General features: G+C 62.2%; 18 protein-coding genes. 7 read left to right on the forward strand and 11 right to left on the reverse strand.

Annotated features, from left to right (window positions below; translation table 11 throughout):
• Positions 1 to 70 precede the first annotated feature (70 nt).
• Positions 71 to 637 (forward strand): xanthine dehydrogenase accessory protein XdhC, encoded by a 567-nt coding sequence (xdhC, locus tag DSC91_RS28740; RefSeq protein ID WP_115783545.1) that lies wholly within the window; start codon positions 71 to 73, stop codon positions 635 to 637.
• Between the two features lie 116 nt (positions 638 to 753).
• Here xdhC and DSC91_RS28745 read toward each other — a convergent pair whose 3' ends face one another.
• From DSC91_RS28745 to DSC91_RS28755, 3 genes are all read right to left on the reverse strand, one after another.
• A complete protein-coding gene (locus tag DSC91_RS28745) occupies positions 754 to 1,734 on the reverse strand; it encodes a LysR substrate-binding domain-containing protein (protein WP_115781954.1) in 981 nt (326 codons plus the stop codon).
• 246 nt (positions 1,735 to 1,980) lie between these two features.
• Positions 1,981 to 2,625, reverse strand: coding sequence for a 2-hydroxychromene-2-carboxylate isomerase (locus DSC91_RS28750; RefSeq protein WP_115781955.1), 645 nt, complete (start codon positions 2,623 to 2,625; stop codon positions 1,981 to 1,983).
• A gap of 165 nt (positions 2,626 to 2,790) precedes the next feature.
• Positions 2,791 to 4,278: a TAXI family TRAP transporter solute-binding subunit gene (locus DSC91_RS28755; RefSeq protein WP_115781956.1), complete on the reverse strand. Its 1,488-nt coding sequence runs from the start codon at positions 4,276 to 4,278 to the stop codon at positions 2,791 to 2,793.
• Between the two features lie 701 nt (positions 4,279 to 4,979).
• On the opposite strand from DSC91_RS28755, the gene DSC91_RS28760 reads away from it, so the two are divergent.
• Together DSC91_RS28760 and DSC91_RS28765 are read left to right on the forward strand one after the other, a co-directional pair.
• On the forward strand, positions 4,980 to 5,333 hold the full coding sequence (locus DSC91_RS28760) for a BON domain-containing protein (RefSeq protein WP_115781957.1): 354 nt from the start codon (positions 4,980 to 4,982) through the stop codon (positions 5,331 to 5,333).
• A gap of 322 nt (positions 5,334 to 5,655) precedes the next feature.
• On the forward strand, positions 5,656 to 5,904 hold the full coding sequence (locus DSC91_RS28765) for a hypothetical protein (protein ID WP_115781958.1): 249 nt from the start codon (positions 5,656 to 5,658) through the stop codon (positions 5,902 to 5,904).
• Between the two features lie 97 nt (positions 5,905 to 6,001).
• Here DSC91_RS28765 and DSC91_RS28770 read toward each other — a convergent pair whose 3' ends face one another.
• Both DSC91_RS28770 and DSC91_RS28775 read right to left on the reverse strand, forming a co-directional pair.
• Positions 6,002 to 6,790: a sulfite exporter TauE/SafE family protein gene (locus DSC91_RS28770; protein ID WP_115781959.1), complete on the reverse strand. Its 789-nt coding sequence runs from the start codon at positions 6,788 to 6,790 to the stop codon at positions 6,002 to 6,004.
• Positions 6,791 to 7,113: 323 nt separating this feature from the next.
• Positions 7,114 to 7,773: a LysE family translocator gene (locus DSC91_RS28775; RefSeq protein ID WP_115781960.1), complete on the reverse strand. Its 660-nt coding sequence runs from the start codon at positions 7,771 to 7,773 to the stop codon at positions 7,114 to 7,116.
• 198 nt (positions 7,774 to 7,971) lie between these two features.
• Between DSC91_RS28775 and DSC91_RS28780 the strand changes: the two genes are divergently transcribed.
• The 4 genes from DSC91_RS28780 to DSC91_RS28795 all read left to right on the forward strand — a co-directional run bounded on the left by DSC91_RS28780 (position 7,972) and on the right by DSC91_RS28795 (position 12,862).
• Complete coding sequence (locus DSC91_RS28780) at positions 7,972 to 8,865, forward strand: LysR family transcriptional regulator (protein WP_115781961.1); 894 nt, start codon at positions 7,972 to 7,974, stop codon at positions 8,863 to 8,865.
• A gap of 229 nt (positions 8,866 to 9,094) precedes the next feature.
• Positions 9,095 to 10,072, forward strand: a complete 978-nt coding sequence (locus DSC91_RS28785; protein ID WP_115781962.1) for a hydroxymethylglutaryl-CoA lyase — start codon at positions 9,095 to 9,097, stop codon at positions 10,070 to 10,072.
• Positions 10,069 to 11,325 carry a CaiB/BaiF CoA transferase family protein gene (locus DSC91_RS28790; protein ID WP_115781963.1) on the forward strand — a complete coding sequence of 419 codons (1,257 nt, stop codon included), beginning with the start codon at positions 10,069 to 10,071 and terminating at the stop codon, positions 11,323 to 11,325. The genes DSC91_RS28785 and DSC91_RS28790 overlap by 4 nt, the downstream gene beginning before the upstream one ends.
• A gap of 52 nt (positions 11,326 to 11,377) precedes the next feature.
• On the forward strand, positions 11,378 to 12,862 hold the full coding sequence (locus DSC91_RS28795) for an MFS transporter (protein ID WP_115781964.1): 1,485 nt from the start codon (positions 11,378 to 11,380) through the stop codon (positions 12,860 to 12,862).
• A gap of 47 nt (positions 12,863 to 12,909) precedes the next feature.
• Here the strand turns inward: DSC91_RS28795 and DSC91_RS37940 are convergent, their stop codons facing one another.
• From DSC91_RS37940 to DSC91_RS28820, 6 genes are all read right to left on the reverse strand, one after another.
• On the reverse strand, positions 12,910 to 13,050 hold the full coding sequence (locus DSC91_RS37940; protein ID WP_166618355.1) for a hypothetical protein: 141 nt from the start codon (positions 13,048 to 13,050) through the stop codon (positions 12,910 to 12,912).
• Between the two features lie 319 nt (positions 13,051 to 13,369).
• Positions 13,370 to 13,852, reverse strand: a complete 483-nt coding sequence (locus tag DSC91_RS28800) for a lysozyme inhibitor LprI family protein (protein WP_115781965.1) — start codon at positions 13,850 to 13,852, stop codon at positions 13,370 to 13,372.
• A gap of 37 nt (positions 13,853 to 13,889) precedes the next feature.
• A complete protein-coding gene (locus DSC91_RS28805; protein WP_244218028.1) occupies positions 13,890 to 14,237 on the reverse strand; it encodes a hypothetical protein in 348 nt (115 codons plus the stop codon).
• A 46-nt stretch (positions 14,238 to 14,283) separates the two neighbouring features.
• The gene (locus DSC91_RS28810; protein ID WP_115781966.1) at positions 14,284 to 14,862 is read right to left on the reverse strand and encodes a lysozyme; all 579 of its coding nucleotides are present in this window, start codon (positions 14,860 to 14,862) and stop codon (positions 14,284 to 14,286) included.
• On the reverse strand, positions 14,859 to 15,437 hold the full coding sequence (locus DSC91_RS28815; RefSeq protein ID WP_115781967.1) for a PAAR domain-containing protein: 579 nt from the start codon (positions 15,435 to 15,437) through the stop codon (positions 14,859 to 14,861). The genes DSC91_RS28810 and DSC91_RS28815 overlap by 4 nt, the downstream gene beginning before the upstream one ends.
• Entirely contained in the window at positions 15,437 to 16,159 is a 723-nt protein-coding gene (locus tag DSC91_RS28820) for a PAAR domain-containing protein (RefSeq protein WP_115781968.1), read from the reverse strand. Before DSC91_RS28820 ends, DSC91_RS28815 begins: the two co-directional genes overlap by 1 nt.
• Positions 16,160 to 16,161 lie beyond the last annotated feature (2 nt).

The raw sequence follows: 16,161 nt of genomic DNA on the forward strand, positions 1-16,161 counted from the left end.
AGCGAGCAACTGTTAGAAACCGTCGGGCAGAGTAATCGTGCAATCATTGAAACCAACTGGATTGATCGCCATGAACGACTTTTCTTCCGTTCAGATCGGGCGGCGCAGCGCCGTGCAAGCGCCGCGTCCGGCGCCGATGCACATCGTGCTGTTCGGCGCGGGGCACGTTGGCCATGCGCTCGTCACGCTGCTCGGCAGCTTGCCGTGCGTCGTCCAGTGGGTCGATGAGCGCGACGAACTGTTTCCCGACGAAACGCCGCCCAACGTGCAGATCGAGGCGACCGACACGCCCGACGCGATCGTCGACGCGGCGCCGCCCGGCGCGTATTTCCTCGTGATGACGCACAACCACGCACTCGATTTTTCGCTCGCCGCGCGTATCATGCGGCGGCGCGATTTCACCTACTTCGGCATGATCGGCTCGAAGACGAAGCGGGTGAAATTCGAGCGCCGGCTGCTGGATCGCGGAGTGGATCTGGATCGGCTGGTGGAGATGACGTGCCCGATCGGCGTGACCGGCATCGTCGATAAGGCGCCTGCGGCGATCGCGGTGGCGGTGTGCGCTGAATTGCTGCAGATTCGGTCACGCCAGATCGCTGCGCTGGCAGTAACGCAGAAGCTTTGCGCGAGCGTGTGAGTAGAGAGTGCGAGGCGCCTGGCGTAAGGAGTTCAACGTCAGGTTCGTCACTTGAATTGCGCAGAAGAAAGGCGTACCGCATCAAGCGCTCGCCCGCCAGACTTCAAACCAGCACGTCAGCCCGCCGCGGCTGACGTTTCCTTTTTCGCCGGCCGTTTCGCGCGCCGCACCTTCTGCGCAACCAATTCATCCGACACCTGCGACATCAACGTGCGCAGCCAACCGACATCGCTCGGGCGATCCGGCTGCGGATGCCATAGCTGATAGCACTTGATGCGTGGAAACGGAATCGGCACGTCGACCACGGCGAGCGGCAGGATGCTCGCATAGTGCATCGCGAAACGGCGCGTGGTCGTGAAGATCAGATCCGATTGCAACAGCGTTTGCGGCACGAGGCCGAAGTAGGGCAGCGTGGCGACGATGCGCCGCTCGGCGCGGGCTCTCGCGAATCCAATGTCGACGGCGCCGCCGCCTGCGCCGCTATAAGGCGTCGGCGCGAGGTGCGGCGCGGCGAGATACGCTTCGCGCGTCATCGGCGTGCGCGCGAGCGGATGATCGGCGCGCATCAGGCATACCACCGTATCGGAGAACAGGTCGCTGCGCTCGAAACGCGGATCTGGCTTCGGCCAGTTGCCGATCACCAGATCGAGTTCACCCGCATCGAGCGCGGCCGAATGGTCGAGCATCGGACTTAGCGAATCGATCTCCAGACGCGCATGCGGCGCGGCTTCGCGAAACTGCGCGATCACGGTGGGCATGAAGAAGTCGTTCAGATAGTCCGGCGCGGCCACGCGGAAGGTGCGGCGCGAGCGGCCGGGATCGAAGTCGCCGTGCGGCGTCGCCACGAAATCGACTTCGCGCAGCACGCGTTGCGCCGAAGCCAGCAAGGATTCGCCGTATTCGGTCGGCACCATGCCCGACTTGCCGCGCACGAGGATCGGATCGTTCAGGGTCTCGCGCAGTTTGCGCAGCGCGGTGCTGATGGCGGGCTGGGTCTGATTCAGCCGCAGCGCGGTTTGCGTGACGCTGCGCTCGACCAGCAGCGTGCGCAGCACGCGCACGAGCCAGATATCGAGGGAGGCGGCGGAGTCGTCCATGGTTTAGGCGAGGCGGTGCAAGCAGGTCGGACCCGGATCAAGCGTCGTACGGAGCCGCCCGCGAACCGGATCGCGAGAGCGGGGCGCAAAGGTTATAACCTTAGGCCCGTTTCTGGTGTGGTGGCATAGCAGGCACGGTATGGCCGGCATCAGCGCGGCCTTTTTTGACGCCATCATGTCGAAAAAGGCGTGCGCGAGCGTAGGCACGGCGTGCCTGTTTGCACCAATCTTACGCCGTGCTTTCGCTCAAATGTCCGCAAAGCCCGAAGGCAGCGAACTCACCCGCTTCACTTCCTTCGAGTCGAGCCAGTTCGGCGTGCGTGCGCAATACAGCACCATGGGCAATGCGTCTTCGCCCCAGAACAATTGATCGTTCAGGTAGAAGGTCGGCACGCCGTAGACGCCCAGGCCGATCGCATCCGCGGTGTTGCGTTGCAATTGCGCCGCCACATCTGCATGCTTGATGAGTTCCGGGCCGTCGGGCATTCCGACGCGCTCGCACAGTTCGGCGAATGCCGCATCGCTCGACGGATCGCGTCCTTCGCGCCAGATGAAACGGAAAATCTCGCGCACGAAGCCGATGTCGCCCTTCGCCGCGGTGGCGAGCAGGAGCGGCTTCATGGAGTCGAACGGGTGGGCCGGCGGCATCTTGAACGGAATGCCGAGTTGCTCCGCGCGAAACAGCGCGTGACGGTACATGAAGGTGCGCTTGGCGGGCACGCTATAAGCGGGCCGCTGGCCCCAGTGGCGATACAGGTCGTTCAGCGCGACCGGCGTGAACGCGAAGTCGAAGCCCGGCCATTTGTCGTGTTGCTCGAGCAACAGGTACGTGAACGGCGAGACAAAATCGTAAAACCACAGTGGTTGCCTGGGGTCGGTGCCAACGGTCATGAATGTCTCCCGGATTGCCCTTTCCGCACGGTGTCGTCTGCTGGACCGTCGGAATTGTAATGATCTTACGCGGTGCAGCCGCTGCTTGCACCGGTCATTATCGTTTTGAGCCGGCGACGGCCAGCCGGGGGCATCGAACCCGATCGTGCGGGCTCGATGCGGGTCCTAGGCCGGGCGGCCGGCCGAACGCTCGTCGGCCTCGGCGGCGCCCCGCGCTTCAGGCGATTCCGTTGCGTCGTCGGCTTCCGGCTCGTCCGCTGAAGCAGGCGGCTGGGGGCCGTCGTCCGGCTCGCCTGCTGCGTCGCGCTGGGCCTCGCGGTTTTGCGTGAGCCGCTCGCGCACGAAGCCGATATGCTCGCGCAACACATAGAACTGATCCGCATAGGCGAGCGGCATCTTCAGACCGTTCACCGATTCCTCGATGGCATCGAGCCGCTCGATCAGCGACGCACGCTCGGCGGCCGAGTGCTCGCTGAGCGCGCTGCGTTCGATCGCGATCAGCGCGCCGTACCAGCGGTAGATGCGCGACTTCACCCGCCACGTGTACAGCGACGGCACGACGCGCAGCGCGGGAATCAGCAGCACGATCAGCGGCACCACGACCACCAGCAGCCGGTCCGCGAGGCTCGCCAGCCAGAACGGCAGGATCCGGTAGAGGAAGCTCTTGCCTGACTTGTAGTAGCGGGCGGCGTCGTCGCTGATCGGGAAATCGTGCGCGAGCGGCGCGGGGAATTCGCCGGCACGCTGCATGACGTTCGCTTTGCCGTGAACCTCGCGCGCCGCTTCGATCAGCAGATCGGACAGCGCGGGATGCAAGGAGTCGCGCGCCACCAGTTCGGCGGTCGGCGCCACCATGTGAATCGGCGTGGACGGCAGGTTCTTGCCGAGGTCGAACGCGCCCATCGGCATTTCGAGCTGCGTCAGATACGGAAAACGGCGCGTGTAGGCATCGGCCTGCGTGAAGTCGTAGAACTGGACGTTCGGCGTGCGATAGAGCTTACCCATCACCGCCGGTTGCGCCGAATCGCCGGCCAGAAACGCCGCGTCGACTTTGCCGGCGACGAGTGCCTGGGCGGCTTCCTCGCCCGAGAGCGGCAACAGCTTGGTCGGGCCGCCCGGCACGATGCCGTTTGCCTTGAGCAGCGCGAGCGCCAGTTCGCGCGTGCCGCTGCCCTCGGCGCCGACTGCGAGGCGCAAGCCCTTGAATTCGGAGAGCCGTGCGACCGTCGGCCCGTGATAGAAGATCGCCAGCGGGACATAGGCCACGCTGCCGAGCGACATCAGGCCATCGCTCGCCGGGCCGGGCGCAACGCCGTCCTGGACGAAGGCGACGTCGACGTTCGACTTCGGGTCCGAGAGCCGCTTGAGATTCTGCAGCGAGCCTTCCGAGGGCAAGACGTTCAAGGTGATGCGGTTGCGCGCCAGAATCTCCTTGTACTTCTGGGCCGCGTTCCAGAAGGTGCTGCCTTGGGGGCCGGCGCTGATCGTCAGCGTACTGGGCGGGGCGGGCTGGATCAGGCGCACGGCGACCCAGATCGCCGCGGCGGCGATCAGCAGGATCGGTCCGAACGAGACCGCCAGATCGCGCCAGGAGATCGCCACGAAACGGGCGACGAGACGGGGAGGGCGTTTGCGGCCGGTGGCTGGCTTCATCAGGTGAGGTGACGGCTACGGTCGAAAGTGAACGGAATGGCGGCCGCTCTGCGGAGCGCGAACCGGGGCGAAGCGTTCGCGCCATGCCGGGCGGGACGCCGCGCAAGGCGCACCCGCCGCGCGGCGGCGTGTCGCGCCGATGGTACCTGAGATTCGCGCGGCGGCGCAGCGTCCGGCCGGGAGGGGCGCCGTCAAACCCGTAACAATTCGTGAACGGCGCGTGAATGCCACGTGAATGGCGCGTGAACCGCGCGTGAACATCCCATGAAAGCCTCATGATGGTTCGGCGAAGCACGCCAGGGCCAAAAATATGAACGGCGCATGAATAAAACACGATCCATGCCGCCATGACAAGCGGCGCACCCCTCGCGTATGACTAAACCCTTTGCGCTTCTGGCGCGGCTAGATTAAATTGTGCATCGCTGCCGCGAACAGATGTTTGCGCAGCGCGACCCGGCACGACAGACAAGAACCGGGCGCGCTGGCGGACTTCGCGGCTTGCCGGCTCCCGTACCGCATTGCCTGCGCGATATCGCAGGCAACCACGGCGGCCGGCTTCTCTCGCCTCTCGCACACCGTGTCGCAGCCCTAGTCGGCCGTCGCTGAGCCGCGCCTTGTCGCGTCCAGAGCATGGCCGCCGGTAGTCGTAACGAAGCCGCTTGTACATGCGGTCCAATGTGTAGCTAAGGAGAATAGAAACTATGAAATCGGTCGGTTTTCTGAAAACGCTGGGCTCGGTTGTGGCAATGGTGGTGGCGTGCAATGTGTACGCTCAGGCAAGCGACGCAACGGCTACGGGCACGACCGCAGCACCGGCTGCAAGCGCCAAGGCCAGCAAGAAGGCGAATAGCCAACTGGGCCGCAAGGTGCGCGGGGCGCTCGCCAAGGCGCAAGGCATCGACGTCTCGAACATCGCCGTGCGTGCTCGTGGCGGCGCGATTACCTTGACGGGCTCGGTGCCTGATCAAAGCCAGATCGACGCTGCCGGCGAAACGGCCAAAGGCGTCGCCGGCGTGACGTCGGTGTCGAACAAGCTGACCGTGGTTCAGCAGTAAGACCGCTGCAATGAGCAGGCCGCGACAAGCGGCCTGGCATAGCGGCTTGCAGCAAGCGCGAAAGGCTGCAACAGGGGGTGCGTGCGATTCGATATCGCGTTATGCGCCATCGTGATGCATGCCAGTGCGAGGGTTCCGGCGAATAACCGGAGCCCTTTTTTTTCGCTTTATTTTTCGCAGCGGCGATTTTTGAAGCGATGATGATGGTTCCAGTCAGTGCCGGACTGAACGCCGGCGCCGCAACGGCCCGTCTGTGTGCTGTGACACACAATTGACGCGGCGCGAAGCGTACTGTGATGCAAGCGGAACCGGAGTCAACGTCATGGAAACCACGCCTTTGCGCTATACCGATCTGCCGCTCGGCGATCGGGCGGCTTTCGAACTGGTCTGTGCACGGCACGGCTTTGCGCCGGCGCATTTCGACATCAGCGCCTGCCCGGACCCGGTCGATGCCGAGCATGAGCGCCTCGTCACGGTTCGGCGGGGCGGCTGGGCGCAGTGCTATCACGACCAACACGGTCAATGGGTCAGGCAGTTCGAGACCGATCTGACCTGCAGGTTTTTCAAATAGAGCGGCTTGGGTGCGCCGGCGTCTTTATCCGCACCGAAGGCGGGCGCTTCGAACTGGGTATCGAGGCTGCCTGTTGATGCGGCCTGTCAGGGCCGCTTTATGACAGCACGAGGCGCACGCCAACCAGCGTAAGCGTGGCGGCGAGCACGTTGCGCAGCAGCGCGTCCGGTGCGCGCGACGACAGAAAACTGCCGATCGCGATGCCCGGCAACGACCCCACCAGCAGCGACAGCAGCATCGACCAGTCGACCGAGCCCAGCAGCCAATGACCGGCACCCGCCAGCAGCGTGAGCGGCACCGCGTGCGCGATATCGGAGCCGACGATGCGCGTGGTCGGCAGCAACGGATACAGCAGCAGCAACACCGTCACGCCGATGGCGCCCGCACCCACCGAGGTCAGCGACACCAGCACGCCCAGCACCGCGCCGGTCAGCATGGTGAGCGCGAGCGTACGCCCTTGCCTGGGCGCGCGCTGACGACGCGCGCCGAGCGCCGCGAGTTGCGGGCGGAATATGAGCGCCACGGCCGTCACCAGCAAGGCGGCGCCGAGCACGATCTGGATCAGCCGGCTCGCGCCCGGCGTGTCCATCCCGTACCGGTGTAGCAGGATCAGGGTGATGGTTGCGGCCGGCACGCTGCCGGATGCGAGACGCAGGGTGACCTGCCAGTCGACGGAGCCTTTCAGACCGTGCACCAGCGTGCCGGTTGCCTTGGTGGCGGCGGCGTACAGCAGATCGGTGCCGACCGCCGTAGCCGGGTGCACGTTGAACAGCAGGACCAGGATCGGCGTCATCAGCGAGCCGCCGCCGACACCCGTCAGTCCGACCAGAAAACCGACGAACAGGCCGGAGACGGAGTACAGCAGATCGATGTGGGGAAGAGCCATTGAGCGGACCGCTGACGGTCGGGTGGGTTGGACAGGTTAGACGGCAAGGCCGGCGCGCACTTTCTTTCCAGCGTCGGCGCATCCCGGCGACAGGCCCGCGACGGCGCGGCGAAAGCCGCTATTGTCGCAAAACTGCCGCGCTTGCGTACAAAGTGCTATGACGCGTCCTGTTAGGCCGTGCTGACCGGCGAGCGCCCGGGACTCGCGACGCTATGCGGTGGGTGGCGTCTGCCGGCGTGGTGTTCGTGGCGTTGCGCGGTCGCTCGTGAGTCTGGGGGCGCATCGTTGAGCACCCTTGCTTGCGCAGTGCCGTCAAACCTCACTCAAAGCGCGCGGCGAATTTCGACGATACCGAACGCCGCGAGCGTGATCCCGACGATCCGGTCGATCGCGACGCGCAGCTTGCTGCCGATCGCATGGCGCGCGAGCGACACCACGGTCACGAGAAAACACCACCAGGCGATCGAGCCACAGAACACACCGCCTACCGTGGTCAACGCGATGCCCGATGAAAATGCCCCGCGTGGTGCGAGCGTCGTGAACAGCGCGGCGAACATGATGACGGTTTGCGGATTGGTGAGCGTGAGCAGCAAGGAACTTGCATACGCGCGCAGCGCGCCGGCGCGGCCCACTTGTGCGAGCTTGGTGTCGCCGTTGCCGTTGCCGTTGCCGTTGCCGTTTGCCGCGTCGGCGGGCGCTTTCTGCAGCAGCGCACGCACGCCGAGATAAAGCAGAAACAGACCGGCGAGCAGATGCAAAGGCCGGTCGTAGGCGAGCATGAACTGCGAAATGCCGACAAGGCCGAGCGCCGCGATCAGACCGTAAACCGCGTCGCCGGTCGCAATGCCGAAGCCGATTGCAAGCCCCGCTCGCGGACCGCCGGTTAGCGTGCGGCGAATGCATAGCATGCCCATCGGGCCGACCGGTGCGGCAATCGCGAGGCCGACACCCGCGGAAGTGACGAAGAGACTGGCGGTGGACATGGGGAAACCTTTATCGGTTGTTCTATCGAGTGGTTCGTTGTGTGCGCAGTGATTTTGACACACGCTCAGCCCTCGTAACCTGCTGTGCGATCAACGATGCAAACCGGCGCACCGGCCGTGGATACCCTGGGAGGGACTCGGCCGCCGCCTTCCTCGGGCATAATTTTCCCACTTCATACACCCGGGGCGCGCCCGTTCATGTGGCAAATCGATCAGGTGACGTTGCGCTTGTTCATCGCCGTCTGCGAGGAAGGCACGATCGCGCGGGCGGCTGAGCGCGAGTTCATCGCGCCGTCCGCCGTCAGCAAGCGGCTCGCCGATCTCGAGGCGCTGGTCGACGTCGCATTGCTCTCGCGCAGCCAGCGTGGCGTGCGCGCGACCGCCGCCGGCGAGGCGCTGCTCAGGCATGCGCGGCTCATCATGCGCGGCCACGAACGCTTGCAGGCGGAGCTCAGCGAATACGCGGCCGGTGCACGCGGCCATGTACGGGTGCTGGCGAATGTGTCGTCGATGGTCGAGTTTCTGCCCGAGGCGCTGTCGGTGTTTCTGAAGGCCAATCCGCAGGTCCGTGTCGACGTCGAAGAGCGCGTCAGCGCCGAGATCGTGCGCGGTGTGGAAGAGGGCGTGGCCGATCTCGGCATTTGCCGCGATGTGGTGCCGATGGGCAGTCTCGACGTGCTGCAGTATCGCGCCGATCATCTCGCGCTGCTCGTGCCGCGCGATCATCCGCTGGCCGGCGAGGCCGCGATCGGCTTCGAGCAGACGCTGGCGTTCGATCATCTCGGTCTTGCATCGAACGCCTCGATGAATGCGCTGATGCAGCGCATTGCGGTGGAAAAAGGCAGCGAGCTCAATTATCGAACCTACGTATCGACTTTCGACGCCGCCTATCGTTTTATCCAGGCCGGCCTTGCCGTGGCGATCCTGCCGGGCGAGGCGCTGCCGAAGCACGCAGCCGATGAATACGGCATCGTCGCCGTGCCGTTGCGCGAAGCATGGGCCGAACGGCGCTTCGTGATCTGCATGCGCGACCGCAACGCGCTGACGCTGACGGCGTCGCATTTGCTGGACCATTTGTTGCGCTCGGCTTGAGCGTCGGCTTCTGGTTTCCGGCTGCCTCTGAGCTCCTTCTGAAAAGCCCTTAAGGGTTTCCCCTTTGCGGCGGCGCACGCCCGTCCAGCGTGCCTCTGCCGCCATCGCGAGCGGCGATGGAGTGCGTCGTCAACGCAGACTTTGCCGCGCAGCCGCGCGCGGGCACGCTGTCACTCAGCTGCTTCATTCCCTGCACTCCACGCAAGATTCAAGACCGGGATTCCAGACCATGAGTGAGACCCACGAGCGCGTCGTCGTAACCGAAGTCGGCATGCGCGACGGCCTGCAAAGCATCGCACGCACGATGCCCACCGAGTTCAAGCGACGCTGGATCGACGCCGCCTATGCCGCCGGCGTGCGGCATATGGAAGTCGCGTCGTTCGTGCCGGCGAAGCTGTTGCCGCAAATGGCCGACGCCGACGAAGTGATCGCCCATGCGCTCACCTACGACGATCTGATCGTGACAGCGTTGGTGCCGAACCTGAAAGGCGCGCAACGTGCGCTCGACTCCGGGGTGCACCGGATCGTCGCGCCGATTTCGGTGAGCACGGCGCATAGCTTGGCCAACGTGCGCAAGACGCCTGTCGAGATGATCGAGTCGTTTGCCGCGATGCGTGAGCTGATCGATGGCACGGCCGGCACGAACGCGCGGCGGGTGGAATTGATCGCCGGATTGTCGACCGTGTTCGGCTGCACGCTGCAAGGCGCGGTGCCTTACGCCGATATCGCCGCGATTGCGCGCGCCGCGTTGCAGGCAGGCGCCGATGTCATCGCACTCGGCGACACCACCGGTGAGGCGACGCCGCGCCAGGTCGGCGAAATCATCGAACTGGTCCGAGGGATCGCGGGAAAGAAGCTGCGCTCGCTGCATTTCCACGACACGCGCGGCCTCGGTCTCGCCAACACGCTGATCGCGCTGCAGCACGGCATCCGTGAATTCGACGCGTCGCTGGCGGGCCTCGGTGGTTGTCCGCATGCGCCGGGCGCGACCGGCAATGTGAACACCGAGGACCTCGTGTTCATGCTCGACAGCATGGGTTACGACACCGGCATCGACCTCACCCGGCTCATTGCGTCGCGCGACGTGCTCGCCGACGCGCTGCCTGGCGAACCGCTGTACGGCTATCTGGCGCGTGCGGGTGTGCCGAAGCAATTCAGTGCCGCCGCTCGACGTGTCGAATCCTCCGAATCACAGGTGCCGCAATGAATCCGCTTTCTTCCTCTTCAGCTTCTTCCGCATCTGCCGCATCTGCGTCTCCAGGCGCGCAACAGGGCGCGTTGCCGCTTGCGGGCATTCGCGTGGTCGAGCTGTCGCATATGGTGATGGGGCCGACGTGCGGGATGATTCTTGGCGACCTTGGCGCTGAAGTCATCAAGGTCGAGCCGCCGCGCGGCGACGGTACGCGCCGTTTGCTCGGCACCGGTGCGGGTTTTTTTCGGACCTTCAATCGCAACAAGAAAAGTGTCGCGCTCGACCTCGAATGTGAAGCGGGACTGGCCGCATTGCACAAGCTGGTCGATACCGCGGATGTTTTCGTCGAGAACTTCAAGCCGGGCCGCATGGCGGGCCTGGGTCTCGATTACGCGTCGCTTCGCGAACGCAATCCCAGGCTGATCTATGTTTCGCACAAAGGCTTTCTGAACGGGCCGTACGAACACCGTCTCGCGCTGGACGAAGTCGTGCAGATGATGGCCGGCCTCGCCTATATGACCGGACCGGTAGGCCGTCCGTTGCGTGCGGGCAGTTCGGTGAACGACATCATGGGCGGCATGTTCGGCGCGATCGGCGTGCTTGCCGCGCTGCACGAACGACATGTGAGCGGACGCGGCAAGGAAGTGCAGAGCGCGCTGTTCGAGAACTGCGTGCTGCTTTCCGCGCAACACATGCAGCAGTTCGCCGCGACTGGCGTGCCCGCTGCGCCAATGCCCGAGCGCATCAGCGCATGGGCCGTCTACGACGTGTTCCGGCTTGCCGACGACGAGCAGATGTTCATCGCCGCGACCGGCGATGGCCAATGGCGCGCGCTGTGCGCGATCCTCGGTCGCGCTGACCTGCTGGCGGACCCGCGTCTCGCGACCAATAACGACCGCGTGCTGGCGCGCGAGTGGTTGCTGCAGACACTCGGCGAAACCCTGAGTCGCTTCGAGGGCGCTGCGCTTGCGCCGCTGTTCGAACGTGACCATATTCCGTTCGCGTCGATCACGAAACCCGAGGACCTGTTCGACGATCCGCATTTGAATGAGAGCGGCGGCCTTGCGCGATTGACGCTCGATGACGGCAGCGAAACCGCGATGCCCTTGCTGCCGATTTCGATGGACGGCGCTCGTCTGCAACCGCGCCGGCCGATCGCAAAGATCGGCGAGCACACCGCCGATGTGTTGCGTGGTTTGGGCTACGACGAGGCGCAGATCGCGGCCTTGGGCGGTGGCGTGACGAAGGCGCCGCGAGAAGCTGCGTGAGTGTGGTCGGTCAATCTCATCCGGCGATAGACCGGAACATAGGAGACGGACGATGAAATCGTCGAATCAAACGGTGTTTGCAACAGCGGTCGGCGATGCCGGCACGTTGGGTGGTATGCCCTCAGGCGCTGGCGCATCGGCGACTGGCCGCGCAGAACAGATTGCGCTGGAAGGTGCGCGAATTTCCGCGCGGCTCGACCGCTTGCCGGCCACGCGTTCCATCTGGCAACTAGTAATGCTGCTAAGCCTCGGCCTCTTCTTCGAACTGTACGACTTGATGTTCTCGGGCTATATCGCGCCGGGCCTCGTGCGCAGCGGCATTCTCACCGCGACGACACACGGCCTGTTCGGCACCAGCGGGGTGGCGAGTTTCATCGCGGCGTTATTCGCGGGACTCTTTATCGGCACGGCGGCATGCGGTTTTCTCGCCGACCGCTTCGGGCGGCGTGCGATCTTCACGTGGTCGCTGCTGTGGTACACCGCGGCCAACATCATCATGGCGTTCCAGGACACGGCGCTTGGGCTCAACCTCTGGCGCTTCATCGCGGGAATCGGCATCGGCGTGGAGATCGTGACGATCGGCACATACATCTCCGAGCTCGTGCCGAAGCACGTGCGCGGTCGTGCTTCGGCCTTCTCGCAGGCAGTCGGTTTCTGCGCGGTGCCGATCGTCGCGTTTCTATCGTACTTGCTGGTGCCGCACCGTTATTTCGGTCTCGACGGCTGGCGGCTGGTCGTGCTGACCGGTGTAGTCGGCGCAATCGTGGTGTGGTGGATTCGTCTGCGTTTGCCGGAGAGCCCACGCTGGCTGGCACAGAAAGGCCGCATCGAGGAAGCCGACGCGGTGATGAAGCGACTCGAAGCGCGCGTGGAACGGGAATATGGACGGCCTTTGCCGGAGCCGGCGTTGCCTGAACCGGTGCGTGCGCGTGCCGCGTTTCGCGATCTGCTGGTGCCGCCGTATCGCAAGCGCACGCTGATGCTGATTATTTTCCACGTATTCCAGACGATGGGCTATTACGGCTTCGCGAACTGGATTCCGACGCTGCTGATCAAACAGGGCATTACCGTCACGACGAGTTTGATGTACGCGAGCGTCATCGCGATTGCCGCGCCCCTTGGACCATTGCTCGGGATGCTGATCGCCGACCGCTTCGAACGTAAGACGGTGATTATCTGCATGGCGGCGGTGAACGTGGTGTGCGGGCTGCTGTTCAGCCAGGCGCGGGAGACGGTGTTGCTCGTGAGCTTGGGGGTGTGCCTTGTGCTGGCGGGCAACATTATTTCGTACAGCTACCACGCCTATCAGGCCGAGCTATTTCCGACCAGCATTCGGGCGAGGGCGGTGGGATTTGTTTATTCGTGGAGCCGGATTTCGGCGATGTTTTCCGCATTTGTGATTGCGGGATGCTTGAGCCGGTTTGGCGTGAACGGGGTGTTTGTGTTTATCTCCGGCGCGATGATGATCGTCATGCTGGCCATCGGGACGCTTGGGCCGAAGACACGGGATGTCGCGTTGGAGGATATTTCGAAGTAGTGCTTTGCGGAGGGGCGATGCCCGCCTGGTGGGGCGGGCCTGCTCGTTTAGTGCTTCTTTGGCGTTGCCGAAACGGTCGGCGCCACGCGGATCGGCGGCGCGCCTGACGGCGTTGTGGCCGGTGTAGGTTTCTTGGCCTGCTTCGGTTTCTTTACTTCCCGGTTGCTGCGCATTTGACCTTTTGCCATGATGGACTCCCGATTGGCTTTTGTCGCTCCGTGAGGGAGCAGTTAGATAGTGTGCGCTGATTTCGGGGTTTAGGGGCGGGATTTTCTTTTTGCCTGCGTGGCAAAAAAAGGACGCTGCGTTAAGTGCTACCTTCCCCTGGTCGTGGACCGACTAGCGATTCCACCACGTGCCGAACCGAGGCGCCTTGGATGCCACGAAATTTGACCTTACTGGTTGGCGCGTGCGGCGCTCAACCAGTAAGGTCATGTTATTAACCACACCGAAGAGGTGCAAGCGCCAATGCTGGCGCTTGGGCAGCTATTTCATCCTCTGGCGAGCTTATTCATCAGTGTTCGCCTTCGCCAGTTCGTGAAGTCGATTTCTGGTGATCCGAGTCATGCAGTCCCAAAACTCAATAAAACGCGACGATGCAGGGCCGGTTTCATACACCTCGGCGTAGCAATAACTATCTCTGTATATTTCCCAATGGGCTTGCGCTTTTCTAAAATAAGGTAGTGCTTCGGGTTCGCCTTCGGATCGTAGAGCTTTGTCATTCTTTTCTATTTCCCGCGTAGCTATTGACACTCTTTTATTTAAGGAGTCAATTGCGATCTCAAATTCAAAGTGGGCGCACGCTGCTAAATCAAATCCTCCTAGCCTATCGTTTTTGCAATACAACTCAATCTGCTCACGGGTCTTGCCGGTGAAGTATACACTTGCGGGCTTGGCCTTCTTGTAGTCGAACGTCCGGCCGTAGATTGTTTCGGCGGACGCCGAATGAGAAATCGTGGAAAGCAATAAGAAAATAATAATGGATCGCATCGTAAATTCCCGTTCCCGCCAAAGCGGGGTATATTTTCTACCAATTTGCCATTGTTAGCAGATCCGTGAGGAACTTGTTTTGAATTTTGCGCAGCTCAAATATGCACTGTTGGTATAGCGCGGGATACATGGAACCGTCTGGGTTAGTCTCCCATCCAGCGCCGGCGTCGCGTTGCAATTCACAGAATTTCACCCCGTCGTCCTGCGCGGCCATATAGGCATCAAGCACTGCTGCATGCTCGTTGCTAGCCGGGATTTTTGAACGTATTTTCCTGTACAACAATTTGTTTTCTTCGGCCACCTCCGCTTGCAAACCGGCGAAGCATTGCGCATCGGAAAAACCGCCGCCTAAGTGCTTCAGGCATTCTGGGTTTGTTTTCGCCAATGCCCAGTCAGAAGATAGGACGAGGACCATAATTGCGAAGAGTTGCCTAGTGAGATGCATCGTAGAGCCCCGATGCGAAAAGGCGAGCTTCGGAATAACGACGCGGAGGAAGCCCTGGATTGCTGCCGATACGATACGTTAGAATGAACTCGAACATTCCGGTGTAATTTCCCGTGTTAAGCTTTCTAATTATCTCATCGGCTCCAGAGTTTGGTCCGCAATTGTAAACGATGCTTACCAGAGCGTCATATTCGAATTGAAAGAGGGGTACGTGTATGTCGTCGTTTAAACGACGCTCCATTCGCGCTACATCGTGCTTCTTGAAATCTCTCGCGCGCTCAAGCGAAATTGTCTGCCCGACCTGGATATGGTCCGATGGCACGATGCGATGTCCGCAGGCGACCGTTGGAATTCCAACGTTGTCGCGATACGCCTTTAGAATAAATCCGTCTGTAACGTAGTGTCCCTGAAAATTTGTACCATTCAATATGCCGGACTCCCATACCGCTATAAAGGAAAGCCCGTCATCGGACATTGTCCATGGTTTGCCCAGTCGCTGTGTGTAGACCGTTACAGACGAGTTTGGATTGGTGTTCGTCACTACGATTGCAAGTGGCTGAGTCATTGCGCACCTCGCAAATGGCCGAGGTGGATAGAAATATTCCTTGCGTGGTCTGTCTGATAGCGCGCCGTTCGCCCCTGCGAGTCGGTTACTCCATGCTTCAACTCACCAGACGGCAGGCGGATCGAGTAGTAGGTTTCTGCCAAAGGCTGACCATGCATATCCTTCAGTACGACCTGTTCGTCATAATGGCCGGTGAATGCGCTGCCGTTTTCTTCTGAGCGCGCAACGCCCGTGAAGCCGACGCTGCCTTGGTCAATCAGTCGGCAGCACTGGCCGTAAACGGAAATGACACGGGGGTGCGGCGTGCATTTGCACAGCACATGGTCGCCACCAAGGGCCATGTCTTGCCCCAATTCGCCGCTGTGTGGACGCCGGACCGAAACCGGGAACACGCCCGGAACGATCTTCCCCGCACTTTTACATTTGTCGCACCATGCCTCGTGTCCAATGTAGGCCACTCGCCTGGATCGTCCGTTGTCGTCCGTGATCGTGCAATTGTCTTTGCCCGTAACCACACAACCGCCGCCGCCGCTATCAAGCGGATCGCCTTCGACTACTGCGTAATAGATGGGCATTATTCAGCCTCCGCTCCGTGGCCTGGGAATAAGCCGGTCTCTTCGCTGATCGGATAGTGAGTGGCGGTGGCGATGTTCGCGTACATTGGGACGAAGCTGGTCGCATGTCCGTTGCGATGCGGGCTGTCAGTAATCACATCGCCGTTGTCCAGCATGCTTCCCACTACTGCGAGCGGTTTAAAGTGAGGCGTGTCCGGCAAGCCGACACCCGTGACGATTTGCGCGCGAGTGCCATCGGAGTATTCGATGAAGTCACCCGTACATGCCGCATTGCGGCCGGTATCACGGATTTGAAACGTACCAGTTACCTTGCGCAGTACGCCGCCTTGACGCGTTGTTGCTCCTGTGACGGCAAAGCGCCAGAGTTGGACGGTACCGGGTGGAGGAACATAGCCGCTATCAAACAGGCCTGCGATGATTTCGCCTTCGTGCACGGTGAAATAGGCGTCTTTCCACAGCGTCTCAATGATGCGGTCGCCATTGCTCAGACTACTTCCGACCAATGCAGCGGGGCGACCATTTAACACGCACATAAAACCCGAGCCGTCCACAATCACTGCCTCGCTGCCGTCGGTGTATGTCACAACATCGCCGACAGATGCCAGGCCGAGGCCGCAATGAGACGCACCACCTGTTGCGGTAGTAACACGTCCTCCGCGCTCGGTTAGCGAGCCGATTGTCGCGCACAGATATTTGATTTCTTTGCTCTGCTTATCTTTCATAT

It is taken from the genome of Paraburkholderia caffeinilytica, assembly GCF_003368325.1.
Taxonomy (GTDB): domain Bacteria; phylum Pseudomonadota; class Gammaproteobacteria; order Burkholderiales; family Burkholderiaceae; genus Paraburkholderia; species Paraburkholderia caffeinilytica.

What these genes read in the sequence shown, in the direction of transcription:
- DSC91_RS28775 (WP_115781960.1), bottom strand. Translation starts at nt 7,773, where the DNA reads ATGTCCACCGCCAGTCTCTTCGTCACTTCCGCGGGTGTCGGCCTCGCG.
- DSC91_RS28815 (WP_115781967.1), bottom strand. Translation starts at nt 15,437, where the DNA reads ATGCCCATCTATTACGCAGTAGTCGAAGGCGATCCGCTTGATAGCGGC.
- DSC91_RS28770 (WP_115781959.1), bottom strand. Translation starts at nt 6,790, where the DNA reads ATGGCTCTTCCCCACATCGATCTGCTGTACTCCGTCTCCGGCCTGTTC.
- DSC91_RS28750 (WP_115781955.1), bottom strand. Translation starts at nt 2,625, where the DNA reads ATGACCGTTGGCACCGACCCCAGGCAACCACTGTGGTTTTACGATTTT.
- DSC91_RS28780 (WP_115781961.1), top strand. Translation starts at nt 7,972, where the DNA reads ATGTGGCAAATCGATCAGGTGACGTTGCGCTTGTTCATCGCCGTCTGC.
- DSC91_RS28790 (WP_115781963.1), top strand. Translation starts at nt 10,069, where the DNA reads ATGAATCCGCTTTCTTCCTCTTCAGCTTCTTCCGCATCTGCCGCATCT.
- DSC91_RS28765 (WP_115781958.1), top strand. Translation starts at nt 5,656, where the DNA reads ATGGAAACCACGCCTTTGCGCTATACCGATCTGCCGCTCGGCGATCGG.
- DSC91_RS28785 (WP_115781962.1), top strand. Translation starts at nt 9,095, where the DNA reads ATGAGTGAGACCCACGAGCGCGTCGTCGTAACCGAAGTCGGCATGCGC.
- DSC91_RS28755 (WP_115781956.1), bottom strand. Translation starts at nt 4,278, where the DNA reads ATGAAGCCAGCCACCGGCCGCAAACGCCCTCCCCGTCTCGTCGCCCGT.
- DSC91_RS37940 (WP_166618355.1), bottom strand. Translation starts at nt 13,050, where the DNA reads ATGGCAAAAGGTCAAATGCGCAGCAACCGGGAAGTAAAGAAACCGAAG.
- DSC91_RS28745 (WP_115781954.1), bottom strand. Translation starts at nt 1,734, where the DNA reads ATGGACGACTCCGCCGCCTCCCTCGATATCTGGCTCGTGCGCGTGCTG.
- DSC91_RS28810 (WP_115781966.1), bottom strand. Translation starts at nt 14,862, where the DNA reads ATGACTCAGCCACTTGCAATCGTAGTGACGAACACCAATCCAAACTCG.
- xdhC (WP_115783545.1), top strand. Translation starts at nt 71, where the DNA reads ATGAACGACTTTTCTTCCGTTCAGATCGGGCGGCGCAGCGCCGTGCAA.
- DSC91_RS28760 (WP_115781957.1), top strand. Translation starts at nt 4,980, where the DNA reads ATGAAATCGGTCGGTTTTCTGAAAACGCTGGGCTCGGTTGTGGCAATG.
- DSC91_RS28800 (WP_115781965.1), bottom strand. Translation starts at nt 13,852, where the DNA reads ATGCGATCCATTATTATTTTCTTATTGCTTTCCACGATTTCTCATTCG.
- DSC91_RS28820 (WP_115781968.1), bottom strand. Translation starts at nt 16,159, where the DNA reads ATGAAAGATAAGCAGAGCAAAGAAATCAAATATCTGTGCGCGACAATC.
- DSC91_RS28795 (WP_115781964.1), top strand. Translation starts at nt 11,378, where the DNA reads ATGAAATCGTCGAATCAAACGGTGTTTGCAACAGCGGTCGGCGATGCC.